The 17185-nt window shown below is 64.7% G+C and carries 9 protein-coding genes; 5 read left to right on the top strand and 4 right to left on the bottom strand.

Going from position 1 to position 17185, the window contains the following annotated elements:
• Positions 1-158 precede the first annotated feature (158 nt).
• Together HV765_RS01695 and HV765_RS01690 are read right to left on the bottom strand one after the other, a co-directional pair.
• Positions 159-1544 carry a NarK family nitrate/nitrite MFS transporter gene (locus tag HV765_RS01695; protein ID WP_175168558.1) on the bottom strand — a complete coding sequence of 462 codons (1386 nt, stop codon included), beginning with the start codon at positions 1542-1544 and terminating at the stop codon, positions 159-161.
• 27 nt (positions 1545-1571) lie between these two features.
• Entirely contained in the window at positions 1572-2834 is a 1263-nt protein-coding gene (locus HV765_RS01690) for an MFS transporter (RefSeq protein ID WP_175168557.1), read from the bottom strand.
• A gap of 248 nt (positions 2835-3082) precedes the next feature.
• Between HV765_RS01690 and HV765_RS01685 the strand changes: the two genes are divergently transcribed.
• On the top strand, positions 3083-4327 hold the full coding sequence (locus tag HV765_RS01685; RefSeq protein WP_175168556.1) for an NnrS family protein: 1245 nt from the start codon (positions 3083-3085) through the stop codon (positions 4325-4327).
• A 38-nt stretch (positions 4328-4365) separates the two neighbouring features.
• On the opposite strand, the gene HV765_RS01680 is transcribed toward HV765_RS01685, so the two are convergent.
• Positions 4366-5313, bottom strand: a complete 948-nt coding sequence (locus tag HV765_RS01680) for a molecular chaperone DnaJ (RefSeq protein WP_175168555.1) — start codon at positions 5311-5313, stop codon at positions 4366-4368.
• 150 nt (positions 5314-5463) lie between these two features.
• Between HV765_RS01680 and HV765_RS01675 the strand changes: the two genes are divergently transcribed.
• The 4 genes from HV765_RS01675 (at position 5464) to HV765_RS01660 (ending at position 16265) form a co-directional block, all read left to right on the top strand.
• The gene (locus tag HV765_RS01675) at positions 5464-6645 is read left to right on the top strand and encodes an efflux RND transporter periplasmic adaptor subunit (protein WP_175168554.1); all 1182 of its coding nucleotides are present in this window, start codon (positions 5464-5466) and stop codon (positions 6643-6645) included.
• A gap of 20 nt (positions 6646-6665) precedes the next feature.
• The gene (locus tag HV765_RS01670) at positions 6666-9767 is read left to right on the top strand and encodes a multidrug efflux RND transporter permease subunit (protein WP_175168553.1); all 3102 of its coding nucleotides are present in this window, start codon (positions 6666-6668) and stop codon (positions 9765-9767) included.
• Entirely contained in the window at positions 9764-12880 is a 3117-nt protein-coding gene (locus HV765_RS01665; protein ID WP_175168552.1) for an efflux RND transporter permease subunit, read from the top strand. Before HV765_RS01670 ends, HV765_RS01665 begins: the two co-directional genes overlap by 4 nt.
• A gap of 244 nt (positions 12881-13124) precedes the next feature.
• Positions 13125-16265 (top strand): CheR family methyltransferase, encoded by a 3141-nt coding sequence (locus tag HV765_RS01660; RefSeq protein ID WP_175168551.1) that lies wholly within the window; start codon positions 13125-13127, stop codon positions 16263-16265.
• On the opposite strand, the gene HV765_RS01655 is transcribed toward HV765_RS01660, so the two are convergent.
• Positions 16250-17182: a LysR family transcriptional regulator gene (locus HV765_RS01655; RefSeq protein ID WP_175168550.1), complete on the bottom strand. Its 933-nt coding sequence runs from the start codon at positions 17180-17182 to the stop codon at positions 16250-16252. The genes HV765_RS01660 and HV765_RS01655 overlap by 16 nt on opposite strands.
• Positions 17183-17185 lie beyond the last annotated feature (3 nt).

Here is a 17185-nt window from a genome sequence, read left to right as displayed (position 1 = left end):
TGTTTCTCCAAGAACGCCGGTTTGAACGGCGCGTACTGCGATCAATGCGTTGAAACCACTGTAGGCGTTGGTCCGTCCCCCGGCCATTCGCCGGTGGGACAGCCCGAGCTCGGCAGAGTGACTAGTCACTGCAAGCGTGATGGGTTGCGCGCGCGCCATCAGCACGGCACCGGTGCGTTGCGGCGCGCGTAGTACCACCACGTAATCAGCATGCAGCTCGCGTAAAACCCGATGAAGCAATACAGCGCGGCTTGCACGCCGCCCGTCATCTCCAGCGACGTGCCGAAGCTGCGCGGAATGAAGAAGCCGCCATACGCGCCAATCGCGCCCGAAAAGCCCAGCACCGCCGCCGATTCCTTGGCCGCTTCGCTCATGGCCTGCTTCTGGCCCGCCGCGCCCTTGCCTTGCGCGGCCTGCGTGCGTTCGCGCAGGAAGATCACGGGGATCATGCGGAACGTGGAGCCGTTGCCCAGGCCGGTCAACGCGAACAGCACGATGAACATCGCCAGAAAGCCGTTGAAGTCACCGCCCTGGCCCGCCACGGGCAGGAACGTCACCACGCCCAGCACCGCGGCGATCATGCCGGCGAAGGTGAACAGCGTGACGCGCGCGCCGCCCAGCTTGTCGGACACCCAGCCGCCTAGCGGACGGGTCAGCGAGCCCACCAGCGGCCCCAGAAACGCGTACGTCATCGGGTCCACCTGCGGAAACAGCGTCTTCGTCAACATGGCGAAACCCGCCGAAAAGCCGATGAACGACCCGAACGTGCCCACATACAGCCAGCACATCAACCAGTTGTGCTTGCGCTTGAAGATCACCGCCTGGTCCGCGAACGATGCGCGCGCATCGGCGATATCGTTCATGCCGAACCACGCGGCGATGGCCGCGATGGCGATGGGAATCACCCAGATGAAGCCCGCGTTCTGCAGCCACAGGTTCTGCTGCGCGCCGTTGACGGTGATTGCCTGCGGCGCGCCACCGGCCACGCCGAACACCCCGACCGAGATCACGACCGGCACCACGAACTGCGCCAGCGACACCCCCAGATTGCCGATGCCCGCATTCAGCCCCGTCGCCAAGCCCTTCTTTTCCTTAGGAAAAAAGAAGCTGATGTTGGCCATGCTGGAACTGAAGTTGCCGCCGCCCAAGCCGCACAGCAAGGCCAGGATCAGCAGGGTCGGAAACGACGTAGTGGGGTCACGCAAGGCAAAACCCATGCCAAGCGCCGGGATCAGCAGCGAGGCCGTGGAAATGGCCGTCCACTTGCGCCCGCCAAACACCGGCACCAGAAAAGAATAGAAGATGCGCAAGGTCGCGCCCGACAGCGCGGGCAACGCCGTCAGCCAGAACAGCTGATTCTTCGACAGCATGAAACCGGCGCGGTCCAGGTTCACGACGACCACGCTCCACAGCATCCAGATGCTGAACGCCAGCATCAAGGCGGGTATCGAAATCCAGAGATTGCGGTTGGCGATGCGCGCGCCGGTCTGCTTCCAGAAGCCGGGGTTTTCCGGCTCCCAACGGGATAGAACTTGAGTGGACATGAGAGGCTCTTTGCGGAAAATGAGAGATCAGGCGGCCTGCTTGCGGGCGTTGGCGGCGATGGCGGCGGCCGCACTGGCCTGGCCACGCGCCGTGCTTTCCGGCCGGAAACTGAAGTGCATGAAGATCAGCGACACGCAGACCGTGCCGTACAGCAACATGAAGGCGCTGGAGCGCACGCCGGTCAGGTCCAGCAGCACGCCGAACAGAATGGGCAGCACGAATCCGCCCAACCCACCCGCCAACCCCACGATGCCGGACACGGCGCCGATGTTGTCGCTGAACTCGTCCGAGATGAACTTGAAGACGGAGGCCTTGCCGATGGCCATCGCGATGCCGACCACAAACAGCAGCACGGTGAACGTGACCGGGCCCAGCGCGATGCCAAAGCTTTTTGCGCCATTGGCCGTCATGACGGTGAATTCCGTTTGCGGGTAGCTCAACAGGAAGAACGCCACCCAGCACACCCACATCACCCACCACGTGGTCTTGTAGGCGCCATAGCGGTCCGAGATCCAGCCGCCCAGGGCGCGCAACACGCCGCCCGGCAACGAGAAGCAGGCGGCCAGCAGTGCGGCCAGCTTCATGTCGAAACCGTATTCGCCGATGTAGTACTTGGTCATCCACAGCGCCAGCGCCACGTAGCCGCCGAACACCACCGAGTAGTACTGGCAGTAGCGCCAGACGCGCGGGTCTTTCAGCATGGCGAACTGCGCCGACAAGGTTGCGCGTTGCGTGACGCGGTGCGCGGGGTCGGACGCCGAGAACATCCAGAACAGCACGGCGGTGACGAGCAGCGCTACGGCATACACCTGCGGCACGATGACCCACGCGCCGCCGGCAGCCGCCATCAAGGCCGGCGCCACGAACTTGGTGATGGCTGACCCCGAGTTGCCGGCGCCGAACACGCCCATGGCCAAGCCCTGCTTGTTGCGCGGGAACCAGCGCGCCACGTAGGGCGTGCCGACCGAGAACGAGCCGCCCGTCAGCCCAACGAACAGCGCCAACACCAGAAACTGCCAGTACTCGGTGGCATAAGACAGCAGCCAGATCGGCACCACCGCCAACAGCATCAGAATGAAGAACACCGGGCGGCCGCCGTAGCGGTCGGTCCAGATGCCCAGCGGCACCCGCACCAGCGAACCCGTCAGCACCGGCATGGCGGCCAACAGGCCGAACTGCGTTTCGGACAAGCCAAGCTGCGCTTTGATGGGGATGCCCAGCACCGCGAAGATCATCCACACGGCGAAACAGATGGTGAAGGCGAACGTGCTGGAAATCAGAACCCGCATCGGCCTGCCGGACGGGGATGTTGCTGCTGTCATGGTTACTCTCGCTTTGCTCACGAAGACATGTGGCTAGCCTAGGCACGCCGCCCCGCCGCGGCCATTCGCCAGCTGACCATCCGGCCCCTGCCAATGTGTCTAGTCACCCCGGCATCCCGCCTGCGTTTGCGCGGGATCAAGCTTTTTCACTGGCCGCGCGCCGCTGAGCGCATTAATATGCATTTCAAATACACCTTTAAAGGCGAGACACCGCCATGCCCCCGCTACTCACTCTGGAAGAACCCGGATCGCCCGCCGGCCGCCCCCGTCCGCAATGGGCGGCCTTTACCGAAATGGGGTTTCGCCCCCTGTATCTCGCCGGCTGCTTCTGGGCGCTGGTATCCGTCTGGCTATGGGTGCATGCGCCCGGCCGTATCACCGGCCTGCTGGGCGGCGTGTTCTGGCATGCGCACGAAATGTTGTGGGGCTTTGTCGCCACCATCGCCGTGGGCTTTTTGCTGACGGCGGGCGCCAACTGGACGGGCAAGAACCCCTTGCGCGGCAATGCGCTGGCCGGGCTGTGCGGATTGTGGGTCGTGGCGCGTGCCGGGTATCTGGTGCCGGGGCGCACGGCTTTTCTGATTGCGGTGGTGGCGGACCTGGCGTTCTTCGTCTGGGGCGCGGCTGCGCTGGGCCGCGCGGTGTGGGTCACGCGCAACCGCCGCAACGCGGGCGTGCCGGTGCTGCTGCTGGGGCTGGCGGCGACCAACGCGCTATATCTTTGGGCCGCCGTCCAGGGCGATTACCTGGCCTTGATGCGCTACTTCAATGCCGGCTTGCTGTGCATGGCGGTGCTGACCTTGCTGATCGCCCGCCGCGTCATTCCGTTTTTCGCCAAGCGCGCGGTGGCCGGGCTGGAAATTCCCCCGCACACGCGTAGCGGCCACTGGCAATTGGGTACGGGCATCGCCGCCATCGTTTGCCTGCTGGCGGGCCAGCCCCGCATTGCCGCGCTGGCGCTGGCCGCCACGGGAGTCATTGCGATGGTGCAATGGCTGTCGTGGAAGCCCTGGGCCGTGCGCGGCGTGCCGCTGCTGTGGATTCTGTATGCCGGTTACGGCGGGCTGGCCATCGGCCTGCTGGTCGGCGCGGCGCACCTGGGCGGCTATGTCAGCCGCGCCGCCTGGCCTGCGCATGCCATCGGCGTCGCAGGCTTTTCGGTATTGATTCTGGGCATGGTGACGCGCACCGCGCTCGGCCATCTGGGCCGGCCCTTGCGCACCGACCGCAGCATGGTCGCCAGCTACGTCCTGATGCTGCTGGCCGCCGCACTGCGTTTGGCCGCCCTGCTGCCTACCGTGGCAAGCATCGGCTTGCTGCACGCGTCAACCGCCGCCTGGGTGCTGGCGCTGGGCCTGTACCTGTGGCGCTTCTTTCCGCTGATGATCCGCCCACGTGCAGACGCCGCCCCTGCGGCGGCGTCTGGGTTGCGGGTCGTGCCGGTTGCCAGGCAGACCTGAGCGGCGCGCACCCAGTCGCGCGGGGCGAGGCGCGGGAATTACCCTTCGCGGCCTTCGCGGCGTTCAATCGCCGCGATTTCGCGCTTCATCGCCTTCAGCCAGCCCTTGAGCAGCGCCTGGTCTGAAAACTGCATCACCTCGTGTTCCAGTTCGCGGATGTATTCCTGGATGTCTTCGATATCGGCGTCCAGGTCTTCCAGCACCGTGTCCGGGTCGAACGACGCGAACGGGTCCAGGTCGTAACGCAGTTTGAAGCCCTCTTCCGCGTAGCTGGCTTGATGCAGCACTTCGTCCAGCTGGGCTTGCAGCGTGGCGTTGGCCTTGGCCAGACCGTCGTCGGCCACCTCGCCCACCGGCGTCAGATCCGCTGTGCCCTGCTGGCGGCGCGCCGCTTCTTCGTCTTGCATCGCTTGCCACACCACCGCGTTGGGCGTCGTGCTGCGCGTGGCGGCGCGCGCCACGGCCAAGAGTTCCTCGGCGTCCTCGTCGTCCTCGGCTTGATCCTGGATGATGCGCAGCAATTGCGCGGGCGTGAACGTGGACAGGTCGGTGTCCCGGTCCAGCTCCAGCGCTTCGATCAGTTCGGCCTTCGCGACTTCGGTTTCTTCGACGGCGGCCACATCGTAGTCAGCGCCGCTGTGCTTCTTGTACAGCGTCTTCAGACGCTCGGCGTCGCAGCCAGCTGGCAACTCGCCCTTCTCGGCCAGCAACAGCAATTCTTCCGAGAACTCGGTGACGAGCTCCGACACGAATTCGCGTTCGGCCTTGGACAAGCCCATGTTCTTGTGCGCGTGATCAAAGCACAGCACGAGCTTCATGCGCAGTTCCTGCAACTGGGTTTCCAGCGGCACCAGGCCTTCGGTGTACTTGCGCTGGTACTCGGCTTCCACCGCGCCCCACTGCTGCAACCGGGCGTTTTCCGTCTCAAGCCGGGCCTGAAGACGTTCGAAATATTGACGCGGACTTTCTAGGGAATGTTCGCCCATGGACCTGCTCCTTGCTGACCGGGTATAGAAATTAGCCGCCACTCTAAACGATTCGTGCAAACCCCTCTTGAAAATCTTCATCAATAACGCTAATCATTATTATTAATATAGAATCACGGCTGTCCGCAACACCCTGGAATGGCAGCCTAGATGTCTCTGCCCCCGTTTCACCCCACCTTTGCGGGCCACACTCCTAGACGCAAGCGCTTGTTCCTGATCACCGCCGCTCTGTTGCTGGCTGTGCTGATCGGGGCCGCGTACTGGCTGACAAGAGAAAAAGGCCCGGCAGCTCCCCGCCCCCCCGAATACGGGCAAATTCCCGTGGCGGTCAGCGTGGCGACGGCGCGCGTCGGCCCGCTGCAACGCGATCTGCATGCGCTAGGCACCATCACGCCGCTGTCGCACGTCGTGTTGCGCAGCCAGGTGGATGGCGAATTGATGCGGCTGCACTTCACAGAAGGCCAGGCAGTCACGCGCGGCCAGTTGCTGGCCGAGATCGACGCCCGCCCCTATCAAACCGCGCTGGCCGCCGCCGAAGGCGAGCTGGCGCGCACGCAAGCACTGCTGGACAACGCCCAAGCCGACCTTCAACGCTACCGCAAGCTGGCGCGCCAGGAAGCCGTGGCCGGGCAGCAACTGGACACCGCCGAAGCCCAAGTGCGCGCCTACCTCGCGCAACGCCAATTGAACCGCGCCCAAGTGGCCGACGCGCAGCGCCTGCTTGACCACACCCGTATCGTGGCGCCGCAGGACGGCCGCATCGGGCTGCGCCGCGTCGACGCCGGTAACCATGTACGGGCGAGCGACACCGACGGGCTGACGACGGTGGTGCAGACGATGCCCATTTCCGCGATCTTCAGCATTTCGGAAACGCGGCTCGACATTCTGCGCCGGGCGCAAGCCAAGACCGCCGTGTTGCGCGTAGAAGCCTGGGACGCCGACGACCGCCGCGTGCTGGCCGAAGGCACGCTGGAAGCGCTGGACAATCGCATTCAAACCACCAGCGGCACCGTGCGCCTGCGCGCCCGCTTCGACAACGCCGACGAATCGCTGTTTCCGAATCAGTTCGTGAACATCCGGCTGGCGGTGGTGCAGCAAGACAACGCCGTCACCATTCCGTCGGCCGCCGTGCAGTACGGCTCGGAAGGCGCGTTCGTATTCGTCATTGGCGAGGACACCCGCGCCACCCGCCGCGTGCTGCAACTTGGCCCCGCCAACGCCGGCCGCGTCGTCGTGGAAGCGGGGCTCGCCCCCACCGAACGCGTCGTGGTCGAAGGCGTGGACCGTCTGCATGACGGCCGCGGCGTCCAGATCGTTGAATCCCTAACCTGATTGTTGACCCTGACCCGCGCATGAGCCTGTCACGCCCCTTCATCCTGCGCCCCGTGGCGACGTCCTTCCTGATGATCGCCCTGCTGCTGTCGGGCATTCTGGCCTGGCGCATGCTGCCGGTGGCCGCGCTGCCGCAGGTCGATTACCCCATCATCCAGGTCACGACCCCGTATCCGGGCGCGAGTCCCAACGTGACGGCGCGCGCGGTGACGGCGCCGCTGGAACGGCGCTTCGGGCAGATACCGGGCTTGAAGCAGATGTCGTCCACCAGCGGCAGCGGCATCTCGGTCATCACGCTGCAATTTTCATTGGACGTATCGCTGGGCGTGGCCGAACAGGAAGTGCAGGCCGCCATCAGCGCCAGCGGCTCGCTGCTGCCCAACGACTTGCCAACGCCGCCCGTCTACCGCAAGGTCAACCCCGCCGACGTGCCGATCCTGACGCTGGCGGTAACGTCCGATTCCCTGCCGCTGCCCAAAGTCTATGACCTGGTCGACACGCGCATGACGCAACGCCTGTCGCAGCTGTCTGGCGTGGGCATGGTGAGCCTGGCTGGCGGCCAGCGGCCCGCCGTGCGCGTGCAGGTCAACCCGATGGCGTTGGCCGCGCGCGGGCTGCAACTGTCTGACGTGCAGGAAGCCATCAGCAAGGCCAATTCCAATCAGCCCAAGGGCAGCTTCGACGGCCCGGTGCGCTCGGTCATCATGGACGCGAACGACCAGCTGCAAAGCGCCGACGAATACCGCGAACTGATCGTGGCCTGGAAGAACGGCGCGCCGGTGCGGCTGGGCCAGGTCGCCACCGTCGAGGACGGCGCTGAAGACCGCTACCTGGCGGCCTGGGTCGACAAACAACCCGCCGTGCTCGTCAACATCCAGCGCCAGCCGGGCGCAAACGTCATCGCCGTGGCCGACCAGGTCAAGGCGCTGCTGCCGCAACTGACCGCCAGCCTGCCGGCCGCCGCCCAGGTCCGCATTCTGACCGACCGTACCGAGAGCATTCGCGCATCAGTACGCGGCGTGCAATGGGAACTGGTCTTCGCCGTGGGCTTGGTTGTGCTGGTGACGTTTCTGTTCCTGCGCAACCTGCCCGCCACGCTGATCCCCAGCCTGGCCGTGCCGCTGTCCTTGATCGGCACGTTCGGCTTCATGCACCTGGCTGGCTTTTCCACCAATAACCTGACGCTGATGGCGCTGACCATCGGCGCGGGTTTCGTCGTGGACGACGCCATCGTCATGCTGGAGAACATTGCCCGTTACCGCGAACAAGGCCATAGCCCGATGTCGGCAGCGTTAAAGGGCGCGGGGCAGATCGGCTTCACGCTGGTGTCGCTGACGCTGTCGCTCATCGCCGTGCTGATTCCGCTGCTGTTCATGGAAGACGTGGTCGGCCGGCTGTTCCGGGAATTTGCTATCACGCTGGCCGTGGCCATCCTGATTTCTCTGGCGGTGTCGCTGACGCTCACGCCGATGATGTGCGCGCGCCTGTTGCCCGCGCATGTGGAATCCCGCCCCGGTCTGCTGGACCGCATCCAGGCGCGCTATGCCGGCTGGCTGGACGTCACGCTGCGCCATCAGCGCCTGACGCTGCTGGTAATGGTGGGTACGGTGGTGCTGACCGGCCTGCTCTATCTGGCCGTACCTAAAGGGTTTTTCCCGGTGCAGGACGGCGGCGTGCTGCAAGGCGTGACGCAGTCGTCCCAGAGCACGTCGTTTGACGCAATGTCGCGCCGCCAGCAAGCGGTGGCCGCCAGCCTCTTGGCCGACCCCGACGTGGAAAGCCTGTCGTCCTTCATTGGCATCGACGGCATGAACACGACGCTGAACACCGGCCGCCTGCTGATCAACCTGAAGCCCTGGGGCGAACGCAGCGCGCCGCTGGCGGACGTGATGGCGCGGCTGGATGCGCGTGCCCGCGAGGTTCACGGCATTTCGCTCTTTCTGCAACCCGTGCAGGAACTGAACATCGAAGACCGCGTCAGCCGTGGCCAGTTCCAGTTCACCCTGACGTCGCCCGACAGCGCCTTGTTGACGCAATGGAGCCACGCGCTGACGCAGCGCCTGGCCGAGTCGCCCGCGCTGGCCGATGTGTCGTCCGACCTGCAAGGCGACGGCCGCCAAGCCTATTTGCAAGTGTCCCGCGACACCGCCGCCCGCCTGGGCGTGACGATGGACGACGTGGTGCAGACGCTATACAACGCCTTCGGCCAACGCCAGGTGGCGACGCTGTTCACGCAGTCGAACCAATATCGTGTGGTGTTGGAAGTGGACCGTTCCATGGCCGTAAGCCCCGACGCGCTGGAACGCATCCACCTGCAAACCGAAGACGGCCAGGCGATTCCGCTGTCGGCGCTGGCCACCGTCAGCGAACGCGCCGTGCCGCTGGCGGTGAACCACCTGTCGCAATTTCCGGCGGTGAACCTGTCGTTCAACCTGCCGCCGGGCGGTTCGCTGGGCGAAGCCATCGCCGCCATTGAAGCCGCCAAGCAAGACATCGCCATGCCGCCCAGCGTGGAACTGCGCCTGCAAGGCGCGGCGTCGGCGTTCCAGGCGTCGTTGTCGAACACGCTGTGGCTGATGCTGGCCGCTGTCGTCACCATGTATCTGGTGCTGGGCATGCTGTATGAAAGCGCCATCCACCCCATCACCATTCTGTCGACGCTGCCGTCAGCCACCGTGGGTGCGTTGCTGGCGTTGCTGATCACGGGCCGGCCGCTGGATCTGATTGCCGTGATCGGCATCATTTTGCTGATCGGCCTGGTGAAAAAGAACGGCATCATGATGGTGGACTTCGCGCTGGAAGCCGAACGCACGCGCGGGCTGGCGCCGCACGCCGCCATCCGCGAAGCGGCGCTGCTGCGCCTGCGCCCCATTCTGATGACCACGCTGGCCGCCTTGTTCGGCGCGTTGCCGCTGATGCTGGCCACCGGCTCCGGCGCGGAACTGCGCCAGCCGCTGGGCTGGGTCATGGTGGGCGGGCTGCTGGTCAGCCAGGTGCTGACGCTGTTCACGACGCCGGCCGTGTATCTGTTCTTTCACCGGCTGGGGCAACGGCGCGGTGTTCCCAACAACCCCACCACCCCCGCCACGCCAACCGCCCGCGCTGACGGGTCCGACGCATGATCCGGGCCTTGCTGCACCGCCCGGTCGCCTGCATCTTCCTGGCGATCGCATTGACGTTGCTGGGCGCCGTCGCGTGGCGGCTGCTGCCCGTGTCGCCGCTGCCCCAAGTCGACTTCCCCACCATTGAAGTGCGCGCCGAGTTACCCGGCGCCAGCCCCGAAAGCATGGCCAGCACCGTGGCCGCGCCGCTGGAACGGGCGCTGGGCAGCATCGCGGGCGTCAGCGCCATGACCTCGTCCAGCAACCAGGGCGCCACCCGCGTGCAGTTGCAGTTCGACCTGGACCGCGACATCAACGAAGCCGCCCGCGACGTGCAAGCCGCCATCAACGCGGCGCGCGCCGAGCTTCCGGCCGGCATGCCGGGCAACCCCACGTACCGCAAGGTCAACCCGTCGCAAGCGCCCATCATGGCGCTGGCGCTCAGTTCCGCCACCCGCCCCGCCGGCCAGCTGTATGACCTGGGTTCGACGGTGTTGGCGCAAAAGCTGTCGCAAATCAATGGCGTAGGCGAAGTGACCATGGGCGGCAGCTCGCTGCCCGCCGTGCGTGTGCAGGTCAACCCCAACGCGCTGGCCCATTACGGCGTGGCGCTGGACGACGTGCGCCAAGCCATCTCAAACGCCGCGCCGATGCGCCCACTGGGCCAGCTGGATTCGGCCGGCCAGCGCTGGGAAGTCGGCACGCCCGAGCAGCCCCGCACCGCGCATGACTACAACAGCCTGATCGTGCGCCACGAAGACGGCGCGGTGATCCGGCTATCGCAAGTGGCCAAGGTCAGTGATTCCGTCGAAAACCGCTATAGCAGCGGCTTTCACAACCACAACCCGGCCGTGGTGCTGACGATCAGCCGCCAGACCGGCGCCAACATCATTGAAACCATCGGCGCCATCAACGACGCCTTGCCCGGCTTGCGCGCGCTGATGCCCGCCGACGTGGACCTGACCGTGGCGCTGGACCGCTCACCCGGCATCAACGCCACGCTGCGCGAAGCCCACATCACGCTGGCGCTGGCGACGGCGCTGGTCATCCTGGTGGTGTGGCTGTTCCTGGGCAATGCGCGCGCGGCAGCGATTCCCAGCGTAGCGATTCCGGTGTGCCTGATCGCCACCTTCGCCGTCATGTACCTGTTTGGCTTTTCGCTGAACAACCTGTCGCTGATGGCGCTGATCGTGGCCGCCGGCCTGGTGGTGGATGACGCCATCGTGGTGCTGGAAAATATCTCGCGCCACATCGAACGTGGCCTGTCTCCCCGCCAGGCCGCCCTGCGCGGCGTGCGCGAAGTGGGCTTCACGCTGGTCGCCATGACGCTGGCGCTAAGCGTCGTGTTCGTGTCCATCCTGTTCATGGGCGGCCTGGTCGAACGGCTGTTCCGCGAATTTTCGATCACGCTGGTGGCCGCCACGGTGATTTCGCTGGTGGTCTCGGTGGCGATCATTCCCGCGCTCTGCGCCCGCTGGCTCAAACCGGGGGAGCATCCGGCCACGCCTGCGACGGGCGCCGGCCACGTGCCCCGCCCTCTCCACCCGCCCCGCCCGTCCCGCATGCAAGCCGCCTTCGGCCGCGCACACGCCTGGTACGGCAAGTCCCTCACGCGCGTGCTGGGCCATGCGCGCCTGACCTTGTTGCTGCTGGCTGGCGTCGTTGGCTTGAACGTCTACCTCTATATAGAAGCGCCCAAGGGCTTCCTGCCGGTGCAAGACACCGGGCAGCTGATGGGTTTCGTACGCGGCGATGACGGTTTCTCTTTCCAGGTCATGCAGCCCAAGATTGATCAATACCGCCAACTGGTGCTGAAGCACCCGGCCGTGCAAGACGTCATCGGCTACAACGGCGGCGGCCTGGGCATCAGCAATTCACTGTTCCTGATCCGGCTCAAGCCCGTGGCCGAACGCGGTGAACCATCCACCGCCGTCATCAACTGGCTGCGCACGAATGCGCCCGCCGTGCCGGGCGGCATGTTCTTTTTGAACGTAGACCAGGACTTGCGGATGCCCGGCGGGTTCGGCAATTCCGGCGACCACGAACTGGCCATCATGGCCAGCGACGTGCCGGCGCTGCGGCAATGGTCGCGCAAGATTTCCAAGGCCATGCAAGACATCCCCGAACTGCGCGATGTGGACGCCGAAGGCGACGGCGCCACGCAGCAGGTCGTGATCAACATCGACCGCAGCGCAGCGCAACGGCTGGGCGTGGACATGAACACGATCAGCAGCGTGCTCAGCAACTCATTCAGCCAGCGCCAGGTCGCCACGTTGTACGACGCCATGAACCAGTACCGCGTGGTGCTGGAGCTGGACCCCCGCTACACGGAAGACCCCGAGGTGCTGGAACAGGTGTACGTCGTGGCTGCCGACGGCACACGCGTGCCGCTGACCGCATTCGCCACGTATGACAACGGGCTGGTCAATGACCGCGTCTTCCACGACGGGCTGTTCGCCGCCGTGGGGGTGGGTTTCTCGCTGGCGCCGGGCGTGTCGCTGGAGCAAGGGTTGGCCGCCATCGACGCCACCCTGGCCAAGCTGATGGTGCCCTCCACAATCCAGACGCGGCTGGGCGGCGACGCCCGCAACTTCCAGCAAAGCCTGCAAGACCAGCCCTGGCTGATCCTGGCGGTGCTGGTCGCCATCTATCTGGTGCTGGGCATCTTGTATGAAAGCCCGCTGCATCCGCTGACGATTTTGTCGACATTGCCCTCGGCGGGCGTCGGCGCGCTGCTGGCGTTGCGCCTTGCCAACATCGAGTTCACCCTGATTGCGCTGCTAGGCCTGTTCCTGCTTGTCGGCATCGTCATGAAGAACGCCATTTTGATGATTGACTTTGCGCTCAGCCTGGAACGGCGTGAAGGGCTGACGCCCGAACAGGCGATTCACCGCGCCGCCATGCTGCGCCTGCGCCCCATAGTGATGACCAATTTGGCGGGACTTCTAGGCGCTTTGCCTCTGGTATTGGGCATGGGCGAAGGGTCCGAGCTGCGACGCCCGCTGGGCATCGCCATCGTCGGCGGATTAATGATCAGCCAGTTCCTGACGCTCTATACGACACCCATTGTTTATTTGGGGCTGGAGCGATTACGGCTGAAATGGCGCGGCGCACGCAACGGTGCAACCGCATAAACCGCGGCCTATTCCGATAGGCTGATCGTACTAGGTCAGCCGCACGCAACCTGCGCCCCAATTTACGGAGCAGCCATGGTAATGTCGCTGCGTGTATTCCGACATTGAACGCAATAAAAAGGAATATGCACGCGCCGCGCTGTCAGCCCTTTCTTTGAGACCATTGAACAGCGCGTTGTTTCACCGACCCAGATTCACCGATGCCTAATACGCTGTTTGCCTGGTCCACAAGGCCAAAGAGACCATGATTCTCCAGACGGAATTTCCCATTGTGGGTATTGGCGCATCCGCCGGCGGTATCGAAGCGCTTGAAGGGTTCTTCCGCGGCGTGCCTCCCGAGCCCGGGCTGGCTTTTGTGGTGCTGACCCACCTGAGTCCCACGCGCGAAAGCCATCTGCCGGAAGTCATTCAGCGATACACGGCAATGACCGTGCAAACCGCCGAGCAAGACATGCCGGTGATGGTCAATAACGTGTACGTGCTGCCCGCCGATGCCGTCATGTCGATTCATGAAGGCCGCCTGCGGCTGCGCAAACGCATGCCCGAGCAACGTGGCCCCCGCCCGATCGACCTGTTTTTTTCATCGCTGGCGCTGGACATCGGCGACTTCGCCGCAGGCGTCGTCCTCTCGGGCGGCGATTCGGACGGCACCCTTGGCATCAAGACGATCAAGGAACACGGCGGCCTGACGCTCGCGCAAGCGCCCGACGGCTTCGGCCCCAGCAGCCCGGAAATGCCTGGCAGCGCCATTGCATCGGGCATGGTGGACTTCATCGTTCCCGCCGATCAAATGGGCGCCAAGCTGATCACCTTCGCGGCAGGCTTGAGTCATCTGGACGACCTGAACGGCGATGACGCCCAAGGCCAGGAGCGCGTGCAGCTCGAAGCCGCCAAGAACGAAATCTATGGCTTGTTGCGCACGCGCATCGGCCACGATTTCAGCGGCTACAAGAGCAAGACGTTCATGCGCCGGGTGCAACGACGCATGAACGTCAATCAGGTGCCGACGATCAGCGCGTATATCGATTTCCTGAAGCAAGAACCGCAAGAATCGGGCGCCCTGTTTCGCGACTTGCTGATCAGCGTGACCAACTTCTTTCGCGATGCCGACGCCTTCAATGCGTTGCAGAATCTGGTCATTCCTCAGTTGCTAGAGGGCCGGGGCGCTACGGAAACGGTGCGCGTCTGGGTGCCGGGTTGCGCGACGGGCGAAGAGGTCTATTCCCTGGCCATCTTGTTGCGCGAGCACATGGACACCCTGGCCGTCGTGCCGCGCGTGCAGCTCTTTGCCACGGATATTGACGACCGGGCGCTGGCCGTTGCCCGCGCCGCGCGCTACCCCGGGGCGCTGCTTGAAGACGTATCGCCTGAACGGCGCCGCCGCTTTTTCATCGCCGACGGCGACTCATTCGTCGTCAGCAAGCAAATACGCGATCTCTGCATTTTTTCGCCGCATAACGTGCTGCGCGATCCGCCCTTTTCCCGCATCGACCTGGTGTCGTGCCGCAACCTGCTGATCTATTTCGGCGCGGGCATTCAAAAGCAGGTCATTCCGACATTCCATTATTCCCTGCGTCCGGGCGGTTATTTATTCCTGGGCATGTCGGAAAATGTCACGCAATTCAGCGACCTGTTCTCACCCGCAGACAAGAAGCACCGGATTTTTCAGCGCCGACCCGATATCGGCGCTCCGCCCCGACCTTTTATGGCGCTGCCCTCCATGCATAAATCGGACCCGCCTCCAGCTGGCCACCGCCGCACGTCGACGGCAGCATCCGCGTTGCGCCACTCGGTGGACAGCCAGGTGCTGGCGCGGCATGCCCCGCCGCATGTTCTGGTGGATAGCAGCGGTGACATCGTTTATTACTCAGGGCGCACCGGCAAATACCTTGAGGCGGCGGCCGGCGTGCCCACGCGCCAGGTGCTGACTTTGGCGCGCAAGGGGCTGCGTCTGGACCTGCGCACACTATTGACTGAAGCCGCCGACTCCGGCTTGACGGCGATTCGTGAAAACGTTTCCGTCGAGGGCGAAGACGGCCGCGTCCAGCAGGTGACGTTGACCGTGGAGCCGCTGGCCGACCACAAGGAAGGCGAATCGCTCTTCCTGATTCTGTTTACCGATCAGGGGCCGTCGCTGCCCCCCGACGCCGCCGCTGCGCAGACCCAATTCACGCAGGAAGGCGCGGCCAAGCAGATTGAGCTGGAACTGCGCGACACCCGCGAACGGTTGCAGTCCATGATCGAAGAGTACGAAACCGCGCTTGAGGAATTGAAGTCGTCCAACGAAGAGCTGGTGTCCGTGAACGAGGAATTCCAGTCCACCAATGAAGAACTGGAAGCCTCCAAGGAAGAACTGGTATCGCTCAATGAAGAGTTGCACACGGTCAACGCCGAGCTGCACGGCAAGGTCGACGAACTGGACCGCAGCAACAGCGACCTGCACAACCTGTTTGAAAGCACCGCCATCGCCACCCTGTTCCTGGACCGCGACCTGATCATCCGTAGTTTCACGCCGGCCATGGGCGATGTCTTCAACATCCTGCCCACCGACTGCGGCCGCCCGATCACCGACCTGGCCAGCCGCTTTGACCTGCCTTCGTTCGCCAACGATATCGCCCAGGTTTACACCCACTACAAGCCCATCGAACGCCGCATCGCCGGCACCCTGGACGGCAAACACTATCTGCTGCGCCTGGTGCCGTACCGCAGCAGCGACAGCCAGGTCGACGGCGTGGTCGTGACCTTTATCGACATCACCCTCATCACCCGGGCCGAACGACGCCACCGCGTACTGATCTCGGAACTTCAACACCGCACGCGCAATCTGCTGGCGCTGGTGCAAAGCGTGGCGCGGCGCACGCTGGGCGAAGGCGAACCCTTCCAGCGATTCGACACCCGGCTGGCGGCGCTTGGCCGCGTGCAGGGCCTGCTCAGCGAATCCAATGGCGAAAAGATCGAGTTCGGCGGTGTGTTGCGCCGCGAACTTGATGCGCTGGGCAACGAACGTCAGATCACGACGAGCGGGCCCGCGGTGCATATCAGCCCTGAACGTATCCAGACCCTGGCGCTGGCCGTGCACGAGCTGGCCACCAACGCCATCAAATACGGCGCGCTGCGCTATGAGTCGGGCAAGCTGGACGTCAAATGGCGCACCGAGCACGGCGACAAGGATAAAGATCACCTGATTCTTGTGTGGACGGAATCCGGTTTGCCCGAGCCCCCCGACGCCACCCGCCGCGGATATGGCCGCGAGCTCATCGAACAGGCACTGGCGTTTACGCTGCGCGCCAAAACCTCAATGGAATTCCGGCAGGATGGCATCACTTGCCAGATCGACATGCCGCTGGAAGCCTGTGATGATGCCGCTGATCACGCCCAGCCCTGAGCGTCGGCCACCTCGGGCGAGCGGGGCGCCGCCGTCAGGCGCTCCGCCATGAAGGCCATGAACTCCCGCGCCAGCGTGGGCAATGTTCTGCCCTGCAAGGTCAGCATCTGAATGCTACGCTGCCGCATCTCTGGGTTTGTGAACGGCACGCCTGCGAGCTTTTCTCCGCCGCCGTGACCCAGCAGCGTCAGGTAGCCCGATAGCGCCACGATCCGGCTGCCCGGCAGCATCGGCAGAAACGCGGCCGAATGGTTCGACACATACGCGGGTTCGATATGCAGGCCCGCGTTCGCACAGGCCGAATCGAAAAGCTGGCGCACCGTCGTGCCGTGGTCGCCCACCGACAAAGGGTATTCCGACAGCTCGCGCATGTTGATGCTGCGCCGGCCCGCCAAGGGATGGTTGCGGCACATGACCGCGTAGACGGGTGCGCGCGTCAGCAGCTCGGTTTTCAGGCGGTCGTCTTGCGCCGTGGTGTAGCGCAACGCGATCTGCGACAGGCCTTCCAGGATGTGCCGCGTCACCTCTTCCGGGCGGTCCACATGTAAATGAAAGCGCGCCTCGGGCCGCACGCGCTTGAATTCCGCCATGCTCAGCGGCAGAAAGCGGTGGGCGAACCCTTCCGTGCAGGCCAGCCGGATGGTGACGTCGCCCAGATGTCCGCGCTGCCGGATCTGCGTGGTGACGCGGTCGGCCTCCAGCGCCGCCGCGTTCGCGTAGGCAGCCAATTGCCTGCCGGCTTCGCTGAGTTCCATGCCGCGCGCCTGGCGTTCAAACAGCACGATGCCCAGGCTGTCTTCCAGCTTGGCGATCTGCCGGCTGACGGCGGACGCCGCCACGTGCTGCGCGCTGGCCGCGCCCGCGATGGAGCCGCTGCGCGCTACCTCCAGGAAGTACCTCAAGGCCAAAGAAATCATCAC

It is taken from the genome of Achromobacter kerstersii (assembly GCF_902859595.1).
GTDB classification, from domain to species: domain Bacteria; phylum Pseudomonadota; class Gammaproteobacteria; order Burkholderiales; family Burkholderiaceae_B; genus Achromobacter; species Achromobacter kerstersii.
Note: the sequence above shows the minus strand (reverse complement) of the source record. Positions and strands in the feature narration are given on the sequence as shown.